Here is a 23,982-nt window from a genome sequence, read left to right as displayed (position 1 = left end):
CTCAACTCTTGTTATTTGTACAAACCTTATTTAAGTTTATGCACGGAGTTGATAAACATGTCCCCTCTTTGTTCAAAAGTCTTATATTGATCCCAGCTTGCACAAGCAGGAGAAAGCAATATAACGTCACCATCTTTTGAATGGCTGTATGCCAAGGGAACAGCTTCTTCCACATTATCAGCACGTTTTATCGTTTCTATTCCTGCTTGTCTTCCTGCAACAGCCATTTTTTCTGCCGTCTGGCCGAATGTGACAAGTACTTTTACATGTTTTAAAGATGGAATGAGGTCATCAAATGAATTTCCTCTGTCGAGACCACCAGCCAGGAGGATAACATCCTTTTCAAAAGCTGAAAGGGCTGCTTTTGTTGCTAATATATTCGTAGCTTTTGAGTCATTATAAAAACGCCTTCCTTCAACCTCGCACACATATTGAAGACGGTGAGTTACACCAGCAAAGGTTGTTAACACTTTCCCAATTTGTTCTGTTGATGCACCTGCAAGCATAGACGCTGCAACTGCCGCCATAATATTGGACAAGTTGTGTTCTCCAGGAAGCACGATTTCTTTCAGCTCAATGATCTTCCTATCTTGGAAATACAGTCCGTCTTCATGAATATATGCTCCTTCTTTCAGCTGTTTTTTAACTGAAAATGGAATATGCTTTGCTTTTGAATGTTTCATAAGCTCTGAAACACGTTCGTCATCTGCATTGTAGATTACAAAATCGTTCTGATCTTGATTCTCGGTAATCTTCGCTTTTGCTTTTCCATACTCATCCACAGAGCCATGATAGTCCAAATGCGCTTCAAATAGATTCAAGAAGACAGAGATTTGCGGTTTGAATTTTTCTGTACCCATCAGCTGAAAGCTGGATAACTCAGCTACAAGGATATCTTGAGAAGTTGATTTTGCAGCTACTTCAGAAAAAACAGTGCCGATATTACCTGCAACAACTGGTGTTTTACCGCTGTTCTTTAGCATCTCTCCAATTAATGTCGTAGTTGTTGTTTTCCCATTTGAGCCTGTTATGGCAATAATAGATGCTTCAGAAATCAGACCCGCGATCTCTACTTCTGTATACACAGGTATATTTCGTTTTACTGCTTCAGCAATCAATGTATTCTCATAAGGAATACCAGGATTCTTTACCAAAAAATCAATGTCACCCTCAAGCAGGCTTAATGGGTGTCCGCCGCACTCTACGGAAATTCCGATCTGTTCAAGCATTTCTGCCTCAGCATTTCCATCTCTTGGCTGTCTGTCATTTACTGCAACATTTGCTCCAAAAGAATGAAGCAGTTTTGCTGCAGCAAAACCGCTTTTGGCCAATCCTACAATTAAAATGTTTTTACCTGTAAAAAACTCTTTGTTCTTCATTTAAACCCACACCTCTAAATAAATTCCTAATGCTGCAAATACAAGTCCAACAAGCCAGAAAGTAACTACAATGCGCCACTCACTCCAGCCAGACAGTTCATAATGATGGTGCAGCGGGCTCATTTTAAATACCCGTTTGCCTGTAAGCTTAAAAGAGGTTACCTGGATCATTACCGAAAGTGTTTCGATTACAAAAACTCCCCCAATGATAACAAGCAGAATTTCCATCTTCGTTAAAATCGCAACAGCACTTATTGCACCGCCTAGTGCGAGTGAGCCGGTATCACCCATAAACACTTTTGCAGGGTGCGCATTAAACACTAAGAAACCTAAAACGGCACCAACAACTGCTACACAGAAGATTGCCGCTTCAAATTGAAGCATCGTTGAAGCTAATACCGCAAAAGCACCGAATGCTATAGCTGCCGTTCCAGCCAGAAGACCATCAAGCCCGTCTGTAAGATTTACTGCGTTAGAAGCACCGATTAACATAAATAGTACAAAGACCGGATAAAACCACCCGAGGTCAAACGAAAAATCAGTTCCAGGGATATTAACCGCCGTGGAAAAATCGATCAATTTTAATCCTAAATAAAAGAGAGCCGCAATGATCAGCTGTCCAACAAGCTTCTGTTTGGAAGTTAATCCAAGGTTTCTTTTCTTTACTACTTTAATAAAATCATCTAAAAATCCTATGAGTGCATAGCCTAATGTCACAAGAAGAAGAAGATGCGTTTCAGTGGTAATGGTGAAAAACTTTGCAGTCATCGCATATGTAGCGACCACAAGGGCTAAGACGATAACAATCCCACCCATGGTTGGTGTTCCTTGTTTCTTCTGATGAGATTTAGGTCCTTCATCTCGAATGCTTTGCCCAAACTTCAGCCTTCTTAAAAAAGGTATAAAAAAAGGTGAGCTTAATACTGCTAACAAGAAGGATGCAACTAATGTAAATAGTAAAACTTGCTCAATCATTTTTTCGACTCCTGTTCTTCTTCTGTAAATGTAGAAATTAGGGTTTCTAAAACCATCCCTCTAGATGCTTTAAAAAGAATAGCAGTGTCTTTCGATAAGAGCTTTTCAATTGGTTCCTGCGCTTCTTCTTTTGTCAGACATTGGATAACTTCAAGGTCTTTTCGGTTTTGTTTCTTTAACTCGTCTGCAATCCATGCTCCTTTTTCTCCAACTGTAATTACATGGTTAATTGAAGCAGCAACATGATCAGCTACTTTTCGATGCATGTTTTCTTCAGTAGAGCCGAGTTCATACATATCTCCAAGTACTGCGACTTTTCTGGAGATATCGTTTAATTCTGCAAGCGTTGAAAGTGCAGCTATCATACTCGTTGGACTCGCATTATACGCATCGTTTATAAGAAGCGTACCTTTTCGGCCCTTTTTCATCTCTAATCTCATTGAAGTAACTTTAAGATTTTCAAGTCCTTCTTGGATTTTATTTTCTTCTATATTTAAGTAATGCCCAATTGCAATTGCATATGCCGCATTTTTAATATTATGCCGTCCGAGCATAGGGATGCGGTAGACAGATGTTCCCTCTTCCAATGTAAAAGAAACACCTTGTGCGTCAGTCTGCAAGTTGGATAATTTAAGAGTACAAGAATCTCCAAAACCGACTTTAAGAACATTTTCACCCTTTACATGTGAAAGAAGCGGTTCATCACCATCAATGATGAGCAGACCGCCCTGTTTTAACCCATCAGCAATCTCAAGTTTTGCTTTTGCTATACCTTCACGGCTGCCAAGCTGTTCAAGATGGCTTTCACCGATGTTTGTAATAACTGCAGCATCTGGTTCAGCAATTTTACTTAAAAGGGAAATCTCATCAAAGTTGCTCATTCCCATTTCAAGTATTAAAACTTCCGTTGTTTCCTCCATAGCTAGGATGGTTAAAGGAAGCCCAATATGATTGTTATAGTTCCCTTGTGTCTTAAATGTTTTGAAATTTGTTGAAGACACGCTTTCAATCATGTCCTTTGTGGTAGTTTTGCCATTGCTGCCTGTTACTGCAACTACTACAGGATTAACTTTTCTAAGGAAATACTTAGATATTTTTTGCAAGTACTCTACTGTGTCTGTTGTGTAAAGTACAGGGAAATCCTCTGAGAGCCCGGCAGGAAGTTCCTTACCTTCTTGCCAGACAGTAGCGATACACCCTTGTTTAATGGCATCCAGTAAAAAATCGTGCCCATCAAACCGCTCTCCTGCAATTGGGAGGTAAAGAGCGTTCTCCGTTTTTTGTCTTGTATCTTTTGAAACACTTTCTAGTAAAATGTTTTCTTTCTTACCGGATGAGCGGTCTGCTAATGCCACCAGTTCCTTTATATCCAGCTTCATTTTTTCACCGCCTTAATCGCTTCACGTGCAACGATTCTATCATCGAAATCAAACACGTCTTTTCCAATTATCTGATAAGTCTCGTGGCCCTTGCCGGCAATAAGTATAACATCATTTGTTTTTGCACGCTCAACCGCATATTCGATTGCTTTTTTTCGGTCAGGAATCGTCACATAACTTCCTTCATCTGCTCCCTCTTCCATATCCTTTAGAATTTGAAGCGGGTCCTCTGTGCGCGGATTATCACTTGTGAAAATAGCTGAGTCCGCTAAGTCTGCAGCAATGCCTGCCATTAAAGGGCGCTTTGTTTTATCACGGTCGCCTCCGCAGCCTACAATTGCAGTGATACTTCCTTTTGCAAATTCTTTAATCGTTCTTAAAACATTTTCCAAACTGTCAGGTGTATGTGCATAGTCAACAATAACCGTAAAATCCTGTCCTGCTATTACAGGTTCAAATCTGCCTGAAACGCCAGTTACATCTTCAAGAGATGAAATAATCTGATCAAGTTCTAATCCTGATAATAAGCATGCTGTAATAGCTGCCAGCACGTTATAAACGGAAAATTTACCGATAAGCTTAAGTGTAACTTCCCTAGAACCCTTTGGTGTAATCAGTGTAAACGAAGTTCCTTTTGAGCCAATAGTTATGTTTGCAGCTCGAACATCGCTATCATTGTCGATCCCGTAAGAAATCACTTGTGCAGATGTAACTCTCTCAAACATTTTAGAAGCTGGATCATCGTTGTTGAGTACGGCTACTTTTCGATCTGCTTTATGATAAGTATTGCCCATTTGAGAGAACAAAAGACTTTTAGCAAACTGATATTCTTCCATATTTTTATGGTAGTCCAGGTGATCCTGTGTAAGATTCGTAAAGATGGCAATATCAAAATCACAGCCCCAGACGCGTCCCTGATCAAGAGCATGTGAAGATACTTCCATTACTGCTGCATCAACTTTTTCCTGAGTCATTCTATAGAAAGCGTTTTGAAGAAATAAAGAATCAGGTGTAGTATTCGCTACTTTAAAACTTTGATCTTTAATTTTCATTTCTATTGTACCGATCATTCCAGTACTTCTGCCTGCATCACGAAAAACTTTTTCAATAAGGTGAGATGTTGTTGTCTTGCCATTTGTTCCAGTGATTCCGATTAAATGTAATTTTTGTGAGGGATGTCCATAGAAGGCATCTGCCAATACAGCCAGCGCCTTTTTAGAGTTCTTAACTTTAATTACAGGAATGTTAACATCTATATCCTTCTCAGCTAATATTGCTGCTGCACCATTTTTCGCAGCAATCTCAGCAAAATCATGGCCGTCAAATATTACCCCTTCAATACAAACAAACAGACAGCCTTTCCCCGCTTTCCTCGAGTCCATTTCAACAGAGGTAATTTCAGGATTGGCTTCAATATCCATTTCATAGTTCACTAAATATGTAAGCAATTCTCTTAATTCCATTAATCCTGACCTCTCCTCTAATCATCCTTAGAAATTCAACATATTAAGAAAAATAAGCCAAGGCAAGATTACGCGCTTGGCTATGTGTACATCTTCCATTTTAATCTTCCACATCTTTTTTGTCACCCAAAAATAAACGGATCGTCTTTCCTGCTTGAAGCTTTACTCCTGCTTGTGGCGCTTGCTGAACGATGTAATTCCCTTTGCCGGATGTTTCAATTTTTAAATTGTATAATAGATTTGTCAGCTCTTTTGTTTTCTTTCCTACTAAATTTGGCACGACAACTTCCGGGGCATCCAGCCATGTCTTTTCTTTCTCGATCTGCCCTTTTTGTTTTGCCACACCCATTGCGGAAAGACTGTCTTCAATTATATTCCCAACGATTGGCGCAGCTACAATACCCCCGAACTGCAATGTATCTTTCGGATTATCAATCGCAACGTATACGACAATCTCAGGCTTGTTCGCCGGTGCCATTCCTATAAATGAAACGATATGATTATTTTTTAAATAGACGCCGCCCTCTGCTTTTTGGGCAGTACCTGTTTTACCGCCAACACGGTAACCATCTACAAATGCATTTTTCCCTGTTCCTTGAGCAACTACACTTTCTAAAGCGTGTCTGACTTCTTTGGATGTTTCTTCTGAAATAACTTTTCTTTTAAGTTTTGGAGTTTGCTTACTGACTACTTTACCCGTTACAGGGTCAACTAACTCTTTAGCTATATATGGTTCGTACAAGTAACCCCCATTTACGGCCGCAGAAACGGCTGCAACTTGCTGAATAGGTGTTACGGAAACCCCCTGGCCGAAAGCAGTTGTTGCTAGTTCTAACGGACCTACACGATCAAGCGGGAATAGGATCCCTTTTCCTTCACCTGCAAGGTCAACCCCCGTTTTTTCGCCAAATCCAAAATCTTTTATATACGAGAACAATTTATCTTTTCCTAATCGCTGCCCTAAAATAACAAAGCCCGGGTTACAAGAGTTTTGGACACCTTCTAAAAAGCTCTGGCTGCCGTGCCCCCCTGCTTTCCAGCATTTCAGCTTTCGCCCCGCAACTTCAATCGAACCCGGATCGTGAAAGTGGTCATTTTCAAGGTCCACTTTGCCTTCTTCTAGTGCAGCTGCAAGTGTAATAATCTTAAAAGTAGAACCAGGTTCATACTGAGCCCAAACCGGCAAGTTGCGGTTATATACTTCAGGTGCTACACGTTTATATTCTTCCGGGTCAAAATCTGGTCTTGAACTCATACCTAAAATTTCACCCGTGTTAGGGTTCATAGCGATTGCAATCGCTCCATCTGCATTGTAGGTGGCTTGTGCAATATCCAATTCCCGCTCTATGATCGTCTGAACTCTGGAATCAGTCGTAAGACGCAGATCGTAACCGTCTTTAGGTTTTTCATATTTATCAGATAAAGAAGGCATTCTCCTGCCGCGGGCATCAGAGAAAAAAGAAACATGTCCTTTTTTACCGTTTAATTGATCATCATAATATAGTTCCAGACCTGTTAAGCCCTGACTGTCAATACCTGCAAAACCCAGCACATGAGAAAGATAGGCACCATAAGGATAATGACGCTTGCTGTCTTCAGCTACAAACACGCCTGATAGATTTAATGCTTCTACCTCTTTCGCTTTGTTGTTGCTGATCTTCCTGCCGCCATTATCAATTCTTACAATCGATTCTTTTTTAGTAATTCTCTTATAGACTTCGGTTTTTGATATATTCAGAACCGCTGCCAGCTTTTCAGCTGTTTCGTCCGGTTCTTTCACCTGTCTTGGCACAACAAAGACCGTCGGAGCACTGATATTCGTAGCGAGTACTACATCATTTCTATCAACGATCTTACCTCGCTTAGGTTCAAAAGGAATATTACGGCTCCAAGAATCCAGCGCTTGATCTGTCAGCATGTTCCCTAAAACGAACTGTACATATCCAAGGCGGACCGATATAACAAAAAAGAATGCTAGTCCAAATACAAGAACAAAAATTAAGCGCCTGCGTACTGTTACATTTGAAACTCGCACATACAATACCTCCTCTGTATGGTTCGTTTCAAATATATGCTTGTACACAAGCGCATAGAACATATTATCACTCAGTCAGTTACTATGGTTTCCTCTTCGCTGTTTTGCTCCGTTCCTTCGCCGTTCTGTTCTGTCTCTTCACTATTTTCTTCTGATACAGGTTCTGTTTCCTTTGGTGCTTCAAGCTGAACCACCAGGTAATCTCCCGCTTTTACCGGGCTTCCTGCCTTAACATTTTGTTTGACAGCAAATCCGCTGCCTGTGATTGTTTCTTTCAGTCCCAGAAGCTTACTTAGTCGAAGTATGTCCATATAGGACCAGTTTGTTAAATCCGGCATTTTGGCATCGCCTGAAGTCCGTAAAATAACACGCTCTCCCTTGATGACATAAGCTCCTTCATATGGCTCCTGCTTTATGACCTCATCTCCAGAGCCAATAACAGAAACATGCATGCCTAACTTTTCAAGTTCGGATTTTGCTTCCTTAGCGGATTGTCCGGTGTAATTATCCAATTCCTTACCATATGTTTTTTTCGCTTTGGATTTATTCAGTTTTTCTTTCGCTTCCGGCTGGATGTTTAAATATTGCAGGCTGCTTTTCATAACACTTGTAAAAATATTCGCTGTTGGTGTAGATCCCATTTCTGGAAATTCAACCTTTGGGCGTTCGACAGCAACATAGACTAGTAGTTTAGGGTCATCTTTAGGTGCCATCCCAATAAATGAAAAGACATTTTCTCCCCATCCTGAAATGTATTTTCCATCTTTCCCCGGAATCTGTGCAGTACCTGTTTTACCAGCAACACTGTAGCCATCAATCATGTATGGCTTCCCTGTTCCCTCGGTTACAACCGTTTCTAAAATGTCTCTGACTTGCTTGGAAGTGCCTTCTGAAATCGGCTTGCCTTTTACTTTTGGTTCATTATCTAGAACCACCTTTTTTGTTTCAGGGTTCATAATTTTATCGATAACATATGGCTGCATCATTTTGCCGCCATTCGCAATCGCCGTGGCCGCCTGTATCTGTTGGATAGGTGTAATGGTTGAACCTTGTCCAAACGCAGTTGTTACTTTTTCAATTTCATAGTTATATAGGATAGATCCGTTCTTCTCATTGGGCAGATCAATGTTTGTTTTTTGATCCAATCCAAATTTAGAGATGTAGCTTCTGAATTTTTCATAGCCCAATTTTTCACGTACTAATTTCGAAAATGCTACGTTGGAAGAGTTTTGTACCCCTTCATTGTAAGTGATCGTTCCCCAGCCCTTGCGGTTATGATCATATATCGGGCGTCCGATGTTCGGAAGCTTGTATGAACCTGACTGGAACTGTTCATTTCCGTTATATTTGCCTTCCTCAATAGCTGCTGCCAATGTGAAGATTTTCATGGTTGACCCTGGTTCAAAAGGATAAGAAACCGCAAAATTTGTATAGTTTTCAATATCTTTTTGATTCGGATTAAAAGCTGGATAGTTGCTCATTGCTAGTATTCTTCCTGTTTTAGGGTCTGCAACAATTCCTGTAATCTTTTCTGGTTCATATTCTTTAGCCGCTTCCTGCATAGCCTCATCCAAGTATAACTGGATCTTTTCATCGATTGTCAGATAGACATCCTGACCATGCTTAGGTTTTTCAATCGATTCTTTATTGGCAGGGATAGCACGGCTGAATGCATCTCCAAGAAATGTAATCTTTCCGTCCTTTTCCTGCAAATATTTATTCAATGATTTCTCGAGACCCATCAATCCAGCTTGAACGCCTTTTTCACCATTTCCTGTATAACCTATAACATGAGAGGCAAATGTTTGATTAGGATAGTAACGTCTGGATTCTCTAAGAAAATCAATTCCAGGAATCTTCAGGTCTTCAATCTGTTCCTTTTTACGGTAAGAAACTTTTCGGCCTGAAGGTATCTCAATCTGAAATCGGCCTTCCTTGCTTAGCAATTCAACTAAGTTTTCTTTATCAGTGTCAAGAACGTTGGCTAACTTTTCAGCAGCTTCTTCTGGATCCTTGATATGATTCGGGTAATTCTTATCAAGAATTGCAATAACACTGTAAGAGGGAATATCTTGTGCAACTACTTCACCATTCCTGTCAAACATCGTTCCGCGCTTCGCATCAAGAACATCGCTCTTCATCCATTTTCTTTTTCCATACTCGATTAAATCTACACCTTCAGCGGATTGAGAAGATGCCACGACAAAGAACTTGCTTGTTAAAACAAAAAAGAGCACGGTAAACAAAACCATAAGAATACCTGCTCCTACATTTTTTCTTTTTAATTTCATAACAACACCTGCTTTTTAGTCCTGAACAACTTTTACGTTTTTATCATCAAAAATAAAACCTTGTTCCTTAGCGATTTTCATGATGCGCTCTGGGTTGCTTAATTCTGTTACTTGTAGGTGATAATCTTCTACGATCTTAGTTTCAGCTGAGATATCTCTTTGGATTGTTTCAACCTTAGCAGTTGTCTGATATACAGATGCGTATAGTGAAATAAGCCACACAAGACCAGCTATTAATACAACTCCCATCATTCCCCACAGGATCACTTCACCTTTTGTAAAAAGCTTTCGTGATGGCTGTTCGACCGGTCTAGGATTTCTTTGCGGCTGTGCTTGTGTTTGTAATTGTTGTTTTTGAACTTGATATGCTAAATTACTCAATACTATTTCTCCTCTCTATTTCTGCTTTTCGGCAATTCTTAGTTTCGCTGATCGAGATCTTCTATTCTCTTCAAGCTCGTTCTCTGTTGGCACTATTGGTTTGCGTGTGATCAGTTTTAAAGTTGGTTTGTATTCTTCTGGTATTACAGGCAGCCCTGGAGGGAGTTCCGGGCCCGTACTCGCTTTTTTTAGTATATTTTTACACGCACGATCTTCAAGTGAATGAAACGTGATGACTGCAATACGTCCACCGATATTTAATATTTCAATGGAGTCTTTTAGTGCATCTTCAAAGGCGTTCAGTTCATCATTAACTGCAATGCGAATGGCTTGAAATGTCCTTTTTGCCGGATGACCACCTGTTCTTCTTGCAGGTGCAGGTATAGCGTCCTTTATTATTTCGACAAGTTCACCGGTTGTTTGAATCTCTTTTTTCTCTCTGGCCGCTTCAATTTTCCGAGCGATCTGCTTAGCGAACTTCTCTTCGCCATATCGAGAAATAATCTTCATCAACTCGTTAAAAGACCATTCATTTACAATTTGTTTCGCTGTAAGTTCACTAGTCTGATCCATTCGCATATCTAATTCAGAATCATGCTGATAACTGAATCCCCTGTCTGCCTCGTCAAGCTGCGGTGATGAAACCCCAAGATCGAAAAGAATCCCATCTACTTCATGTACCCCAAGGCGGTTCAGCTCTTCTTTTATGTACCGGAAATTGCTGCGGACGATCGTGAACTTCCCTTCATATTCTTTCAACACCTGCCGTGCATTTTCGATCGCTTTGTCATCTTGGTCAAAAGCATATAAATGCCCTGTTTCTAATTGGGACAGTATAAGTGCACTATGGCCTGCCCCACCCAACGTACAATCAACATAAATTCCATCTGGCTTAATGTTTAATGCATCTACTGATTCTTGTTTTAAAACTGTTATATGGTCAAACAATGGAAAATTCCTTTCTGCTGTAAACTTAAGGGTTTATAAATCAAAGTCCATAAGACTCTCTGCAATCTCACCAAAAGAATCTTCTGATTTTGAGAAGTATTCTTCCCAAATTGATTTGCTCCAAATCTCAATTCTATTCGACACACCTATAACTACGCAATCCTTTTCTAGTTTTGCATAGTCTCTGAGCGGAGATGCAATATTCACTCTTCCCTGTTTATCAAGCTGACATTCAGCAGCTCCAGAAAAGAAAAAACGGGTAAATGCCCGTGCATCCTTTTTAGTAAATGGCAGGCTCTTTAATTTTTCCTCAATAACCTTCCACTCACTTAAAGGATAACCGAATACACATTGATCCAACCCGCGAGTCAAAATAAACTCGGTGCCTAGTTCTTCACGAAATTTGGAGGGGATGATCATACGTCCTTTGTCATCGATGCTGTGCTGATACTCTCCCATGAACATATGATCACCCCACTTTCTCCCCTAAATCTACCACAACACTCCACTTTTCACCACTACAAGTATTATTCGTTTACAAAAAAAAAAATCCTGCTGTCTCACAGGATTTTTTCGAAAATATTTTTTAATTTTTATAGGAAAACAATTTTATGTTTTTCATTGAAACAAAAAGGGAATTCTAAGAGGTCTTTTATTAAATCTGAGCCTTCTTCGTTCATATATTGATAAACGTTCCACACTCTTTCTTGCAATACTCCGCCTGGTTTTAATTCCAGCATAATTTCATCAAATTCAGCCAGCGGAACCTTTACTTTTTTCCTGACACGCTGTTCCATCTTTTGTTCCATATAATCAATCTCAGATAAAATACGGTTCAAGTTTTGCTCCGTGACGGGGAGCAGCTTAGGATCTATCTCTTGAGCAAGCTTTACCAGCTGCGAATATGATTTTGCGATATCGGATTTCACAGTCTCTATTGAATCGTTCGTCTCAACAGGTCTGTTCTCATCGAACCAATCTCTTTTGTACTTTTCGGTTCCTTCCACTAACACCTGTTCCGCTCTAAGTTTCTTAGAACCTAAGAGTCCATTAATCCTTTGCGAAACAAGTGTTATGGACAGCCTTGGCATCACCACAGGCATCTTACGGTCAAAATGATGAAAGACTTTTCCAAGTGATGCCCAATATGAAATTTCTCCCGGACCTGCTATAAAGGATAAAGCAGGCAGCAGGAACTCCTGCATTAAAGGACGAGTCACTACATTATTACTGAACTTCTCTGGATAAAGTGCAGCTTCTTTCAATAATTCATCTTCAGAAATAGTAAAGTCCTTTTCTTTAGAAGTAAAACCATATTCATTTCGAAATAATAGAATACGCTCCCCATTTTTTGTGTAAAACAAATGAGCATTGTTTTCTTGAACTTCAATCGGATCATTAAATCCCTTATCGTTCAGATTCTTTGTTTGTAATCTAAAAGCCTGATCGATATCAAGATTGTTGCGAATCATCTTTTCTAGATATTCGGATTGAAGTTTTTTGAATTCCGGATCACCTGAATCCAGTAATATTAATCCTTCGTCTGAAAACCAGTGTGAAAGAAGCTTTGCAAAAAAGGTCACGATAGAGTCTGAATCATAAAGAAAACGTTCAGTTTGTGCAAAGAAGTCATTTGTGAAAGCAGTTTCTCCGAACGAACGGAAAACATCTTGTAGCCAAGGCTTTACATCATCAGGATCCCATTGCCACAGTGAAGCAGAGGATTTCACTGATGACGCTGCTTTTAATGAAATTTTCTTAGCTGTATCATTCTTAGGAACCATAACATGGTTTATCTCATCCATATCATGATCTTCACCTGCTATCCAGAAAACAGGAGCCACAGGAACTCCAAGTTCTTTTTCTGCCTGTTTGGCTAACTGAATCGTGCTGATACATTTATAGATAACGAGAAGCGGTCCGGTAAGAAGGCCGGCTTGCTGCCCTCCGACAACTGCTATTCCATCACTGCTTTTTAGCTTTTGAATGTTATTCAATGTTTTGTCTGAAGTACCAATCTTTTGGTTGTATGACGACAAGTATTCAGTCAGTTCATTTCTTGGAAAAGTATGATGCTTTAACTCCTGCTGTCTAGTTAAAAAATCTCTGTTGTTAAAGGGCTCTTTGTAATCAAAAAAACTGGCAGCATCCTCATCTCCATTTAAGTACATCTCTAGAAATGGCGATGTCTGAAGTTTTATTTCCTCCAGTCTCATTCATGTACTTCCTTTCTGCATATCAATTACATCCTTAACGAGTATAGCAAAGAAACAGCTATGGTTATAAAAGATATGCTCTAAGCCTCAAGAATACGTTCGATTATCCCGTATGTCATTAATGAAAAATAGCCAAAAGTAAGGAGCAAAAACTGCAGCCGCCAGTTCAGCCTGAAGATTTTCCCCATCGACAGGTCCAGGTCATTTTTCCAGATCATTACCGTGATCATTACACATCCTGATATAAACAATAAGATTAATACCCAATAATAAGATTGACCCCATATTTCAACTGTCATTCTTTCAATGGAAAGAAATAAAAAAAAGGTTGTTACATCCGTACTTATTTTAAAAGCTTTTCTTTTCTTCCGGGTTACTTTATAGATGCTCTTTTTAACAACAAAAAAGACAAGATACGGCACCGTTATGAAAGTAGCAATAACCGCACCTAAAACACTAGACAATTACTCATCCTCTCCAATCCAATGCTTTAACAGCTTTAAACACATGCATAGAACAAGGAATCTGTAAGTTGCTTTTTTTTGCACGCTCTATAATTTCACCTGTTATGCTGTCTATTTCAGTTTGCTGTCCGCTTTCGACGCTCTTTAGCATAGAAGAACGGTTAAATGAAGTATTTCTGCAAAGGACTAACAATTCCTTCCATAGTTCACCTCGTTTATCCGTCATATCCAAAACTAAGATTGTTTCTTCAAAAAGTTCCTTCATGATTGAAAGAGCATATTCATTTTCTATCAATTGACCGTTCGGTATTCTAAGTATTGCAGTTACTGGATTTATGGAGGAATTGATAATTAATTTTTTGTACAGCATTTCTTCCCAATTGCTCTCTGCAGTGACAGGGAAATTTAAACCATGAAGAATTTCAATCCATTCAGATGATGAATCACCTTTAAAAGATGAAACTTTAATTCTTCCTTCTCCCAGGTGATTAACAGAAGACAATCCATCTTTAAGTGCTCCGTGCTCCACAACTCCCACTGAGAGGTTCATTTGCGGAAGATTTTCTAAAAATTTTATATGGCTCATCCCGTTCTGCAAAAACAAGTACGATACTTCTTGGAAATTTTCATCTTTTAAAAAGAATAATTCCGAGATCGAAGTTTGTTTCACCGAAATAATGCAGTACGATTCTTCACCTGAATATTCATTTACGTGGAGTGCTTGAACGTTAACTTTATTTTCTTTGCTTGATTGATTCCTATATGTAATTCCATTTTGGTTTAAAAATTCAGCTTGTGCACTGGTTCGTGTATATATAACAGGTTCATGCCCGTTCAATTTGAGGAAATAAGAGATTAATAAGCCGATTGCTCCTCCGCCGATCACACCGACTTTCATAGAAAGCCTCCTTGTCATCAATTTTCTTAGTATTATTTTACCATATAAAAGAAATTACCCCTCCTTTTGAAGGGAGGGGCAGTATTTTAAACAGGATATACTGGATGTTTGCGTTCACTGAAAATCATTTCTTTGTTTTCATAGAAACTAAATCGGTTCTTAAGTTCATCTCTAAGGGATGAAGGGGAAACGATATCATCAATGATCATTTCTGATGCAAGCTTGTAAATATCAATATGCTCTTTATATTCCTGTTGTTTTTGCTGGACAAATTGAATTCGCTCTTTCACATCTTCAATCTCGTTAATTTTATTGGAATAGACAGCATTTACTGCTGCTTCAGGCCCCATTACAGCAATTTGCGCTGTCGGAAGCGCCAAACAGCAGTCTGGTTCAAAAGCAGGGCCTGCCATTGCATAAAGACCAGCACCATATGCTTTACGAACGATTACAGAGATTTTAGGAACCGTAACATCGCTCATCGCAGCTATCAGTTTTGCACCATGTCTGATAATTCCTGCTCTTTCAACTTTTGTCCCAATCATAAAGCCAGGAACATCTGATAAGAAAAGAAGCGGAATTGAGAAAGCATCACAGAGAGTGATAAAACGTGCAGCTTTATCCGCTGAATCTACAAATAATACTCCGCCTTTTACTTTAGGCTGATTTGCAATAATACCAACCGGCTTTCCGTCAATACGTCCAAATCCAGTAACGATTTCTTGCGCGAACAGCTTTTTCATCTCAAAGAAGCTGCCCTCATCAATTAATCCATCGATAAACTCGTACATATCGAAAGGAACGTTTTGATTTTCTGGAACAATCTCCTCGAGCTCTCTCCCTGCTTTTGGAGAAAGAGCTTCAGAAACCGGTGCTTTTTCTTTATAGTTACTAGGGAAATAAGAAAGATAACTGCGAGCTTCTTCAATTGCTTCTGTCTCATCAGCAGCCAGAACATCACCGCATCCGCTAATTGAACAATGCATTCTTGCTCCGCCCATTTCTTCAAGCGTTACTTTTTCGCCAATAACTTTTTCAGCCATACGCGGACTTCCTAAATACATGGAAGCATTTTGGTCAACCATGATAACAACATCACAGAATGCTGGGATGTATGCTCCGCCCGCAGCAGAAGGACCAAATAAAATACAGATTTGAGGGATCATCCCTGACATCTTCACTTGATTATAAAAGATTTTCCCTGCTCCGCGCCGATTTGGAAACATGTCGATCTGATCTGTTATTCTTGCTCCAGCTGAGTCAACAAGATACAGCATCGGCACTTTAAGTTTTTGAGCCGTTTCTTGAATACGGATTATTTTTTCTACAGTTCGCGCTCCCCATGATCCTGCTTTTACTGTAGAGTCATTTGCCATAACACAAACCGTTTTTCCGCCCATTTTGCCAATCGCAGTAACAACACCATCCGCAGGCAGATCACCTGCTTGGTTGTTGGCAAATTTAGCATCTTCTACTGTATATTCACCATTATCGAATAATTGTTTTAGACGGTCACGAACGAACATTTTGTTTTGAGCACTGTTTTTTTCATGATACTTTTGTGCTCCTCCAGCTTCAATCTGTTCAATTTTCTCTTTTAGCTGATTTTCTAATTTTGCTACCATCATGTACCTCCTTCAAGAGAGTGAGCGCTCGCTCAGAATGTAAGCATAACTTTTATTTCAACGTAACGAGTACGTCTCCCTCATTTACAAAATCGCCAGATGCAAACTTAATGCTTTCTACTGTTCCTGCATCTGCAGCATCAACAGGAATCTCCATTTTCATAGATTCCAAAATGATAACCGTTTGTCCTGCTGTTACTTCATCACCTTCACTTACTAATACTTGCCATACTGTTCCTGCCATAGATGCTGTAATTTCTTTCATGTTTCTCTCTCCTTTTTGTTTACGGTTTGCTTACTGATCTCTTGCTAAGGAAATCTGTTGTGTAGTTCCCTTTTCTAAACCCTTCTTCTTCTAAAAGCTGTCGAAAAAGCGGCACGTTTGTTTTGAGCCCTTTAATCTGAATGCTGTCAAAGAAATGCTTTGCACTATTTAGACATTCAGCACGATTGGAATCGCTTACAATAATCTTCGCAATCATTGGGTCATAAAAAGGTGTAACCTGATTTCCGCTTTCATACCCTGTATCAATTCTTACGTTATCCATTTCTGGCCATACCAATTCTTCTATCTTTCCTGGGGCTGGGAAGAAGGTAACAGGATCCTCAGCATACAGTCTGAATTCCATCGCATGCCCTTTGTTCATGATCTCGTTTTGAGCGAGCGGCAAAGCTTCACCTTGTGCGATCTGAATCTGCCATCTTACTAAATCAAGTCCTGTAATGCTTTCTGTCACGGGGTGCTCCACTTGAAGACGTGTATTCATTTCCAAGAAGTAAAAATCACCGTTCTCACTCACTACAAATTCTACTGTTCCTGCATTCACATAATTTACAGCTTTGGCTGCTTCCACCCCAGCTTCTGTAATTTTTGAACGAAGACTTTCAGTTAAAAAAGGGGAAGGAGATTCTTCTACCACTTTCTGATTTCGACGCTGAATGCTGCAGTCGCGTTCGTACAGGTGAACAATATTTCCATGTGTATCACCCATTACCTGAACTTCAATATGTCTTGCGTTTTCAATGCATTTTTCAATAAACATTCTTCCGGAGCCAAAATAGTTCTTAGCCCGCTGCTGCGAGGATACGAAATGCTTATGAAGATCTTCTTTATTTTCGCATTTTACCATTCCGATTCCGCCGCCGCCGCTGCTCGCTTTTAGCATAACAGGGTAGCCGATCTGCTCAGCAAGTTTAACGCCTTCTTCGACATCCTCGATCGGTTCGATAGTACCCGGAACGATTGGAACGCCTGCTTGCTGCATCGTTTTGCGAGCCATGATCTTGTCACCCATCCACTCGATCGTTTGAGGTGAGGGACCAATAAATTTAATACCTGCTTCTTCTATTTTTTTAGCAAACTCGTCATTTTCAGATAGAAGGCCATAGCCCGGGTGAATAGCATCCACTTTTTGCTCGATAGCGGCTTTTAAGATGGCATCACTTTGCAAATAAGATTTGGCAACCGGGGATTCCCCAATATGTATTGCCTCATCAGCAGCCTTTACAAAAGGGAGGTCTTTGTCTGCATCAGAATAAACGGCAACTGTTTCAATATTCATTTCTTTACACGTTTGAATAATTCTAAGTGCAATTTCTCCACGATTAGCGATTAAGATTTTTTTCATGTTAATCCTCCTTCCTGTTGTCAACATTACCTTTTTCGACAAAAAGACTCATTTTCCTTTTTTGAAAGCGCAAACTAAACGAATATTTTATTTTTAAAGAATTTTTAGCATAATTAGTATATACTATAAGTATAGAGAAAAGTACAGAATGACTGGGGGAGAGAAGATGTTTCAATATGAAGTTAAGAAATTATTAGTTAACTATAAAACATTGGAAGAGTTTAAACAGTTCAAGGAATATGGTGTACAAGAACTGTCAATGCTCGAGGACCTTCAAGATAATATGATCGAAAACGACAGCGAGTCCCCTTTCTACGGAATTTATTACGGTGATAAGTTAGTCGCACGAATGAGTTTATATCAGATCGAAGCGGCATATGATCAATATTTTGATCCTCCGCAAGACTATTTAGAGTTATGGAAACTGGAAGTACTTCCGCATTACCAAACAAAAGGACTTGGAAAAGCTCTTGTGGAATTTGCCAAAACGTTTAATTTGCCTATCAAGACTAACGGAAGACAGCAATCAGGCAGCTTTTGGGAGAAGATGGGGTTTGAGGCAGTAACATATAATAAAGACCGCGACCGCGGACAAAATCCTTATGTATGGTATCCAACCGGAGTAAGCGAACAGCGGCTTGCATAAAGTGAAAAAAAGATGGCAGATGCCATCTTTTTTTAATTTCTCACAGGTACTTCTGTAAGTTTTCTAGCTCTTTCCATGATCTGCAGTACTTCTTTATAGTCACGGCAAACAGATTCATATTCTTTATTAAGTTTATCCAGCTTATTTTTTAGAGTGCCGTTTTCTTTTTTCATATGTTGGAGCCTTGAAAGCAGAGCTTTGTTTTCTGCTTCTAAATTTTTTGCGGATGGTCCTTCTGATTGAAGCTGCTGTAAAAATACAATGATTTCATTCAGTGAGAGACTTTTCTCTCCTTCATTTCTGTTATAGACTTCTGCATTGAAAGAAAATGAATTATCGCAGGATTGTGAAACTAGCTGTTTACCTTTTCTTTTATTGCGTTCTTTGCGAACTTTTTTCGCTTCTGCTATCGCTTTTTCATATTGTTTCCGTATTAGTGAGTTCCACCTAAACCCGCAGGCAGCAGGTGTTCTTGTTAATTTCTCTCCCACTTCTTCAAACGCTACAAGCTGTGTACTGCCTTCACGTATGTGCCTTAGTGTAACTTCTGCAAGAATCGCATCTTCGTCTTTTGTCCAGGCATCCTGGCGCAAATTGGTCATTATGATCCCCCCATTTTAGTGGTTTGTAATATGAATATGCTAGTGCTAGAAAAGATAGACTTTTTATTCTACTAAAATGAGGGTTAAGTTTATTTCTTTAAGAACGCCTCTACTCTTCTATGATGGTCATCAGAAGCCCAGAGTTTTGCACATCTTCTTATTTCATGCTGAACATTTTGCTTAATTTTCTGCTGATCAAACCTATTGAGTTGCAGCGTTTTATATGAAGTGATGACACCAAGAGGCTGAGCAGTGTATCTCTCTAAATAACGTTCTGTTTCCTTTTTACTGCTTCCTTTAATTACATATTGAATAAATCCGAGGTCCTTTCCCTGCTTAGCTGTAACTGGAGAGGAACTATAGAGAAGATCCATTGCTTCCGTCTGCCCGATACGCTCTAAAAGATAACTGCCTCCACCCCAGCCAGTTGTGATTCCAAGCTTGCCCTGTATAAAACCAACTTTTGCTTCAGCCCGTGCAAGCCTGATATCACAAGCAGCAGCGATCTCACAGCCTCCACCAACCGCTGAACCATTTATTAATGCAGCAGTTGGTTTCGGAAAGAAAAATAATTTATCCAGCACATCCCCCATTTTGGAGAGCATACCAAATGCTTCTTCTTCTGTTTTTAATGAGTGAAAAGCACTTAAATCCCCGCCAGAACAGAAGGCTTTAGTCCCTGCTCCCGTAATAATCAGCACTTTTACATCATCATCCATTTTTGCTGTATTCAAAAGTGACGATAATTTTTCCATCACCTCAAAATTAATTGCATTTCTTACAGAAGGACGGTTTAGCGTTACCCATCCGATATTATTTTCTTTATGCCAAAGTACAGGCTGCTCACTCAATCCTTACACCTCCAATAAAAGAAAGCGCTTCTTTTTATGTATATGAAAAAACAGGAAGCATAAGGCTTCCTGTTTTTCATTACTTGCTAACTACTTCTTTTCCTTTGTAAGAGCCACACTCACGACAAACACGGTGAGATAACTTGTATTCTCCGCACTGTGGACACTTTACCATACCAGGCATGGAAAGCTTATAGTGTGTACGACGCTTCGCTTGGCGAGTTTGTGATGTTCTGCGAAAAGGTACTGCCATTTTGTATCCACCTCCTTAAAGGTCTTGAAAGAATCATTATAACCTATTCTTTCATTCATTGTCTTTGTCAAAAAATTTAGCCAGACCAGCCAATCTCGGGTCAACCCTGTTTTGACGGTCTTCATCCGTTATCCTTTGCCATCCTTTTCCCTCTTTGGGAGCAGGACCATCTGTGACATCACCAGCCGTTATTTTCAGCGGCTTCTCAAGCAAAATATGCTCTTCGATGACAGGGAGAAGATCAACGTAATGTCCTTCGACTTTATGAAGGCTTTCTTCATCTTCAAATTCCGTATAGTTCGGGTCGAAAATGAAAATTTCCGTCGTTTTTACCGAAAATGGAAATTCCACATCCACCAATGTGCTTGCACAAGGCAGCACCATTTTTCCTTTTATGGTCAAATAAAAAGTGGCTTTTTGTTGAGTAACATCTGCATGTCCTTCTACGTAAACAGGATCAATGCTTCTGATCTCCGGGTCTTTTTCCATCACACCGCTCACATCAACATTTTGTTCAAATGTTAACGGTTTACGGTAAAAATTCTTTAATTCCTGTAGTGACCATTTCATGTCGTTATCACCTCAAGGCAACAGTAGTAATTATATCGGTCAAAATATAAAATGTCAATATTATATCTTTACAGTGATGCTTTTGATTTTAAACTGTTTTTAGTACAATGTAAACGTAAAAGATTTAAGGTCTGTCAAGGGAGTGGAATTATTGAGAGCTAGCGGTGTTGTTGTAGAATATAACCCTTTTCACAATGGTCATTATTATCATTTGCAGGAATCCAAGAATGTAACACAAGCTGACTGTATTATCGCTGTTATGAGCGGAAACTTTCTTCAGCGAGGGGAACCTGCTCTGCTTTCTAAATGGAAAAGAACGAAAATGGCTCTATTAGGAGGCGCTGATCTTGTGATTGAACTTCCTTACGCTTATGCCACAAGCCACGCACCCCGTTTTGCATTTGGAAGCATCTATTTGCTTCAGGCAGCAGGTGCTGATTCCTTCTGCTTTGGGAGCGAATCTGGTGATGTCTCGGTTTTTCATGAAACGCTTGATTTAGTAAGTTCCCAAGACCATGTCTACCAATCACATGTAAGTGAATTTATGTCACAAGGGTTCTCCTATCCTTCAGCTGCTGCCAAGGCTTATGAACAGCTTAATATGCCACTGACACTTGATCTAAGCAAGCCAAATAATATTTTAGGGTTTGAATACATACGTGCAAGCCGGGAACTCGGTTCAGCTATAAAGCCGCTGACTATAAAACGAAAAAATGCGGATTATCATGATGTAGTTCTTGGAAAAGGAGACATTGCAAGTGCAACTGCTATCCGGGAAGCTGTATTCTCTCACGATATTGAAAAGGCAGTTAACTATATGCCGTCTTTTACTTTTGACATATTAAAAGAAGAAAAAGCGTATAAGGGTGCTTTAATGAACTGGGAACGTTTTTACCCGCTGCTTCGTTATCAACTATTATCTTCAAGTCCTTCTGAATTAAACAGGTTTTATGAAGTGGAAGAAGGATTAGAAAATAGGATGATCGATGCAATGAAGGACTCTGACAGCTTTCATTCGTTTATGACCCGTTTAAAAACGAAGCGATATACATGGACAAGACTTCAGCGAGCATGTCTTCACGTGCTGAACAAAATTCATAAAGAGGATATGCACCGTATTTTAGAGTCTCCTCCAGCCTATCTGCGTGTCTTAGGGATGACAGAAACAGGACGCGAATATCTGAGTACTGTAAAAAAATCATTAGAACTACCTCTGGTGACGACTGTCTCAAAACATGATTTTGAAGGTTTGAAGATGGAGGCGAAAACGTCCCTTGTATATGCGCAAGGGGCATCATTAAACAGGCTAGATGCTGAGAAGGAAGAGTATAATACTCCGCCGGTGATGGTGAAGTAAGAACGATCATAAATTTCGTAAGGCGCTAGTTTATCAAGGATAAATCCTGCTAAACGAGCTACTCATTCTTGAATACGATTAAAAACCTCAAAAACAATTAAGAAAAAGGATGCAGGCCCCATCAAAAATGGACCCTGCATCCTTTTTTAAATTATAGCTTCTCCAAATACTCCAAAGCGTCATCTAAAGTCTTTACTGGCACGATTTTCATCTTCGAACCGATGTCTTTTTGTACTTTAACAGCATCACGATAGTTGTTGCCTTCAACTGGCGCAAAGAATATTTCTGCTCCTGCATCATCAGCAGCTACTATCTTCTGCTGAATCCCTCCGATTGGACCTACGTTTTTCTGTAGATCCATCGTGCCTGTTCCAGCAATTTTTTTGCCGTGTGTTAAATCTTCTTTGTTAAGCTGATCTAAGATTTCAAGAGTAAACATAAGACCTGCAGACGGTCCTCCGATTTGAGAAGTGTCAATCTTAACTTTAGGATTCGTTACAATAGAAACATCTGCTACAGGTGAAGTGATTCCAAGTCCTGCTTTTGGACCTTCATCTTGCACATACTTTTTTGGGAACTCTTCAATGTTTAAAGCAACGTTCATCTTTTTGTCACCGCGTAAAATAGTCAGGTCTACCTTATCCCCTGCTTTTTTCGGACTTAGCACTTCTAAAAGTTTTTTAGTTTCCATAACGGGTTTATGGTCAACTGCTATTATCTTATCTCCAACTTTTAATTTTTCTTCTGCAGGCATGCCAGACATGATTCCAGTCACATACACACCGTGATATTCTATGTCGACTTTCTTTCCTGCTTCTTGATATGCAACGATTGTTGCCGCATGCTGAGAATCTTCCATCATTTGCAGCTGCCGCTGATTATATTCCTCATCTGTTTCATCTTCGCTTCTGATTTGATCTGCAGGTATTACTTCTCGATAATCGCTGAATTTTGCCCATATGTACTGTGGTATATTTGCTGTTCCGATCGATACGGTTGTAAGCATAAAGACCCCTTCATCTTCATCACCATCTTCTACATGGATTATCGGATCTAGCTCCCTTGCATCTCCAGGAGAAGTAATGTAGTAAGGAAGGGGATAAAAAGCGATGAATGCAAATGCGATTAAAAACAAGATTACAAATTTATTTTGCGAGAAAAAATTTTTCTTCTTCTCATCTCTATTGATGGTCATTCGATGACTCCTTCCACGTCTTAATCTTTTCTAATATTTTTGGAACCTGCTTTCTGCCAGCTTCCTCTCCTATAGCAATGATGTCATTAACATCTTTAAACGCTGTAGAGCTAAATTGCTCAACCATTGGACGAATCATAATATCGGCAGATACTTCATGCCACCTGACCATTTCACGCTGCATGATATCTATGCTTTGAATAATCACATCAAAAATAGAAGATACCTCATGCTCGGCTTTAAAATGAGATATATCCACAGCAATAACTAAATCTGCGCCCATCTCTCGAACTACAGATACGGGTACACGGTCAATTACGCCGCCATCCACTAACAGCTTGCCATCTATCTTTTCAGGAACCATAATTCCAGGAATAGATATGCTCGCTCTTACTGCTTCAGCTATCGGACCTGTTCTGAACACAACTTTTTCACCATGCAGCAAGTCAGTTGCAACGATCGCCAAAGGAATTTCCGTTTGTTCGATATGCTTTTGCTTTGTAAGAAGTTTTATTAATTCTTTTATTTTTTTGCCTGTAATAAAGCCCATTTTAGGAACCGTATAGTCCATATAATATTTCCGTTTAAAAAGATTTGCCATTTTATATAGGTTTTCATCACTTTGTCCGATGCAAACCATTGCACCGACAAGTGCTCCCATACTGCTTCCAGCTACCATATCAATTGGAATTCCGGCTTCTCTTAACGCTTTTACCACTCCAAGATGCGCAAAGCCTCTAGCACCGCCAGATCCTAGAGCAAGTCCGATTTTGGGTTCAGTCATCCTTTGCTCCTCCTTTGGAAGCATCGTCTTTTTTTAACATAT

Annotated in this window: 23 protein-coding genes; 2 read left to right on the top strand and 21 right to left on the bottom strand. The window is 39.6% G+C overall.

What is annotated here, in order from left to right; all coding sequences use genetic code 11:
- Positions 1-26 precede the first annotated feature (26 nt).
- The 15 genes from murD to ACFQ4X_RS05905 all read right to left on the bottom strand — a co-directional run bounded on the left by murD (position 27) and on the right by ACFQ4X_RS05905 (position 17,682).
- Entirely contained in the window at positions 27-1,379 is a 1,353-nt protein-coding gene (gene murD / locus ACFQ4X_RS05975) for a UDP-N-acetylmuramoyl-L-alanine--D-glutamate ligase (protein ID WP_379833695.1), read from the bottom strand.
- Positions 1,380-2,354, bottom strand: a complete 975-nt coding sequence (gene mraY / locus ACFQ4X_RS05970) for a phospho-N-acetylmuramoyl-pentapeptide-transferase (RefSeq protein ID WP_379833694.1) — start codon at positions 2,352-2,354, stop codon at positions 1,380-1,382.
- On the bottom strand, positions 2,351-3,733 hold the full coding sequence (locus tag ACFQ4X_RS05965; RefSeq protein WP_379833692.1) for a UDP-N-acetylmuramoyl-tripeptide--D-alanyl-D-alanine ligase: 1,383 nt from the start codon (positions 3,731-3,733) through the stop codon (positions 2,351-2,353). The genes mraY and ACFQ4X_RS05965 overlap by 4 nt, the downstream gene beginning before the upstream one ends.
- Positions 3,730-5,196 (bottom strand): UDP-N-acetylmuramoyl-L-alanyl-D-glutamate--2,6-diaminopimelate ligase, encoded by a 1,467-nt coding sequence (locus tag ACFQ4X_RS05960; protein ID WP_379833691.1) that lies wholly within the window; start codon positions 5,194-5,196, stop codon positions 3,730-3,732. The genes ACFQ4X_RS05965 and ACFQ4X_RS05960 overlap by 4 nt, the downstream gene beginning before the upstream one ends.
- 100 nt (positions 5,197-5,296) lie before the next feature.
- Positions 5,297-7,231, bottom strand: a complete 1,935-nt coding sequence (locus ACFQ4X_RS05955; protein WP_379833689.1) for a stage V sporulation protein D — start codon at positions 7,229-7,231, stop codon at positions 5,297-5,299.
- 71 nt (positions 7,232-7,302) lie between these two features.
- Positions 7,303-9,522, bottom strand: a complete 2,220-nt coding sequence (locus ACFQ4X_RS05950) for a penicillin-binding protein (protein WP_379833688.1) — start codon at positions 9,520-9,522, stop codon at positions 7,303-7,305.
- A 15-nt stretch (positions 9,523-9,537) separates the two neighbouring features.
- The gene (ftsL, locus tag ACFQ4X_RS05945) at positions 9,538-9,903 is read right to left on the bottom strand and encodes a cell division protein FtsL (RefSeq protein ID WP_379833686.1); all 366 of its coding nucleotides are present in this window, start codon (positions 9,901-9,903) and stop codon (positions 9,538-9,540) included.
- Between the two features lie 15 nt (positions 9,904-9,918).
- Entirely contained in the window at positions 9,919-10,851 is a 933-nt protein-coding gene (gene rsmH, locus ACFQ4X_RS05940; RefSeq protein WP_379833685.1) for a 16S rRNA (cytosine(1402)-N(4))-methyltransferase RsmH, read from the bottom strand.
- Between the two features lie 33 nt (positions 10,852-10,884).
- A complete protein-coding gene (gene mraZ, locus ACFQ4X_RS05935) occupies positions 10,885-11,316 on the bottom strand; it encodes a division/cell wall cluster transcriptional repressor MraZ (RefSeq protein WP_379833683.1) in 432 nt (143 codons plus the stop codon).
- 128 nt (positions 11,317-11,444) lie between these two features.
- Positions 11,445-13,067 carry a bacillithiol biosynthesis cysteine-adding enzyme BshC gene (gene bshC, locus ACFQ4X_RS05930; protein WP_379833681.1) on the bottom strand — a complete coding sequence of 541 codons (1,623 nt, stop codon included), beginning with the start codon at positions 13,065-13,067 and terminating at the stop codon, positions 11,445-11,447.
- A gap of 80 nt (positions 13,068-13,147) precedes the next feature.
- Positions 13,148-13,531 carry a DUF3397 domain-containing protein gene (locus ACFQ4X_RS05925; protein WP_379833680.1) on the bottom strand — a complete coding sequence of 128 codons (384 nt, stop codon included), beginning with the start codon at positions 13,529-13,531 and terminating at the stop codon, positions 13,148-13,150.
- A 4-nt stretch (positions 13,532-13,535) separates the two neighbouring features.
- Positions 13,536-14,429, bottom strand: a complete 894-nt coding sequence (locus ACFQ4X_RS05920) for a ketopantoate reductase family protein (RefSeq protein ID WP_379833678.1) — start codon at positions 14,427-14,429, stop codon at positions 13,536-13,538.
- Positions 14,430-14,515: 86 nt separating this feature from the next.
- Positions 14,516-16,057, bottom strand: coding sequence for an acyl-CoA carboxylase subunit beta (locus tag ACFQ4X_RS05915; protein WP_379833677.1), 1,542 nt, complete (start codon positions 16,055-16,057; stop codon positions 14,516-14,518).
- Between the two features lie 49 nt (positions 16,058-16,106).
- A complete protein-coding gene (locus tag ACFQ4X_RS05910) occupies positions 16,107-16,319 on the bottom strand; it encodes an acetyl-CoA carboxylase biotin carboxyl carrier protein subunit (protein ID WP_066289134.1) in 213 nt (70 codons plus the stop codon).
- Between the two features lie 19 nt (positions 16,320-16,338).
- Positions 16,339-17,682 carry an acetyl-CoA carboxylase biotin carboxylase subunit gene (locus ACFQ4X_RS05905; protein ID WP_379833675.1) on the bottom strand — a complete coding sequence of 448 codons (1,344 nt, stop codon included), beginning with the start codon at positions 17,680-17,682 and terminating at the stop codon, positions 16,339-16,341.
- Between the two features lie 166 nt (positions 17,683-17,848).
- Here ACFQ4X_RS05905 and ACFQ4X_RS05900 point away from each other — a divergent pair, with 166 nt between their 5' ends.
- On the top strand, positions 17,849-18,328 hold the full coding sequence (locus ACFQ4X_RS05900; RefSeq protein WP_379833674.1) for an N-acetyltransferase: 480 nt from the start codon (positions 17,849-17,851) through the stop codon (positions 18,326-18,328).
- A 32-nt stretch (positions 18,329-18,360) separates the two neighbouring features.
- Here the strand turns inward: ACFQ4X_RS05900 and ACFQ4X_RS05895 are convergent, their stop codons facing one another.
- From ACFQ4X_RS05895 to ACFQ4X_RS05880, 4 genes are all read right to left on the bottom strand, one after another.
- On the bottom strand, positions 18,361-18,930 hold the full coding sequence (locus ACFQ4X_RS05895) for an RsfA family transcriptional regulator (RefSeq protein ID WP_379833672.1): 570 nt from the start codon (positions 18,928-18,930) through the stop codon (positions 18,361-18,363).
- A gap of 89 nt (positions 18,931-19,019) precedes the next feature.
- Complete coding sequence (locus ACFQ4X_RS05890; protein WP_379833671.1) at positions 19,020-19,781, bottom strand: enoyl-CoA hydratase/isomerase family protein; 762 nt, start codon at positions 19,779-19,781, stop codon at positions 19,020-19,022.
- A 79-nt stretch (positions 19,782-19,860) separates the two neighbouring features.
- Positions 19,861-20,034, bottom strand: a complete 174-nt coding sequence (gene rpmF / locus ACFQ4X_RS05885) for a 50S ribosomal protein L32 (protein ID WP_066240492.1) — start codon at positions 20,032-20,034, stop codon at positions 19,861-19,863.
- 51 nt (positions 20,035-20,085) lie between these two features.
- The gene (locus ACFQ4X_RS05880) at positions 20,086-20,604 is read right to left on the bottom strand and encodes a YceD family protein (RefSeq protein ID WP_379833669.1); all 519 of its coding nucleotides are present in this window, start codon (positions 20,602-20,604) and stop codon (positions 20,086-20,088) included.
- Between the two features lie 151 nt (positions 20,605-20,755).
- Here ACFQ4X_RS05880 and ACFQ4X_RS05875 point away from each other — a divergent pair, with 151 nt between their 5' ends.
- The gene (locus ACFQ4X_RS05875) at positions 20,756-21,961 is read left to right on the top strand and encodes a nucleotidyltransferase (RefSeq protein ID WP_379833668.1); all 1,206 of its coding nucleotides are present in this window, start codon (positions 20,756-20,758) and stop codon (positions 21,959-21,961) included.
- Positions 21,962-22,112: 151 nt separating this feature from the next.
- On the opposite strand, the gene ACFQ4X_RS05870 is transcribed toward ACFQ4X_RS05875, so the two are convergent.
- Positions 22,113-23,156: a SepM family pheromone-processing serine protease gene (locus tag ACFQ4X_RS05870; protein WP_379833666.1), complete on the bottom strand. Its 1,044-nt coding sequence runs from the start codon at positions 23,154-23,156 to the stop codon at positions 22,113-22,115.
- Positions 23,143-23,940, bottom strand: coding sequence for a patatin-like phospholipase family protein (locus ACFQ4X_RS05865; protein ID WP_379833665.1), 798 nt, complete (start codon positions 23,938-23,940; stop codon positions 23,143-23,145). Before ACFQ4X_RS05865 ends, ACFQ4X_RS05870 begins: the two co-directional genes overlap by 14 nt.
- Positions 23,941-23,982 lie beyond the last annotated feature (42 nt).

Origin of the sequence: Fictibacillus halophilus, from assembly GCF_042680145.1 — a bacterium.
Lineage (GTDB): Bacteria > Bacillota > Bacilli > Bacillales > Fictibacillaceae > Fictibacillus > Fictibacillus halophilus_A.
Note: the sequence above shows the minus strand (reverse complement) of the source record. Positions and strands in the feature narration are given on the sequence as shown.

Coding starts and splice junctions, on each gene's coding strand:
- ACFQ4X_RS05915 (WP_379833677.1), bottom strand. CDS start 16,057: ATGATGGTAGCAAAATTAGAAAATCAGCTAAAAGAGAAAATTGAACAG.
- ACFQ4X_RS05895 (WP_379833672.1), bottom strand. CDS start 18,930: ATGACCAATTTGCGCCAGGATGCCTGGACAAAAGACGAAGATGCGATT.
- ACFQ4X_RS05905 (WP_379833675.1), bottom strand. CDS start 17,682: ATGAAAAAAATCTTAATCGCTAATCGTGGAGAAATTGCACTTAGAATT.
- ACFQ4X_RS05870 (WP_379833666.1), bottom strand. CDS start 23,156: ATGACCATCAATAGAGATGAGAAGAAGAAAAATTTTTTCTCGCAAAAT.
- murD (WP_379833695.1), bottom strand. CDS start 1,379: ATGAAGAACAAAGAGTTTTTTACAGGTAAAAACATTTTAATTGTAGGA.
- mraZ (WP_379833683.1), bottom strand. CDS start 11,316: ATGTTCATGGGAGAGTATCAGCACAGCATCGATGACAAAGGACGTATG.
- bshC (WP_379833681.1), bottom strand. CDS start 13,067: ATGAGACTGGAGGAAATAAAACTTCAGACATCGCCATTTCTAGAGATG.
- ACFQ4X_RS05965 (WP_379833692.1), bottom strand. CDS start 3,733: ATGAAGCTGGATATAAAGGAACTGGTGGCATTAGCAGACCGCTCATCC.
- rpmF (WP_066240492.1), bottom strand. CDS start 20,034: ATGGCAGTACCTTTTCGCAGAACATCACAAACTCGCCAAGCGAAGCGT.
- ACFQ4X_RS05960 (WP_379833691.1), bottom strand. CDS start 5,196: ATGGAATTAAGAGAATTGCTTACATATTTAGTGAACTATGAAATGGAT.
- ACFQ4X_RS05900 (WP_379833674.1), top strand. CDS start 17,849: ATGTTTCAATATGAAGTTAAGAAATTATTAGTTAACTATAAAACATTG.
- ACFQ4X_RS05865 (WP_379833665.1), bottom strand. CDS start 23,940: ATGACTGAACCCAAAATCGGACTTGCTCTAGGATCTGGCGGTGCTAGA.
- ACFQ4X_RS05920 (WP_379833678.1), bottom strand. CDS start 14,429: ATGAAAGTCGGTGTGATCGGCGGAGGAGCAATCGGCTTATTAATCTCT.
- ACFQ4X_RS05950 (WP_379833688.1), bottom strand. CDS start 9,522: ATGAAATTAAAAAGAAAAAATGTAGGAGCAGGTATTCTTATGGTTTTG.
- ACFQ4X_RS05910 (WP_066289134.1), bottom strand. CDS start 16,319: ATGAAAGAAATTACAGCATCTATGGCAGGAACAGTATGGCAAGTATTA.
- ACFQ4X_RS05880 (WP_379833669.1), bottom strand. CDS start 20,604: ATGAAATGGTCACTACAGGAATTAAAGAATTTTTACCGTAAACCGTTA.
- mraY (WP_379833694.1), bottom strand. CDS start 2,354: ATGATTGAGCAAGTTTTACTATTTACATTAGTTGCATCCTTCTTGTTA.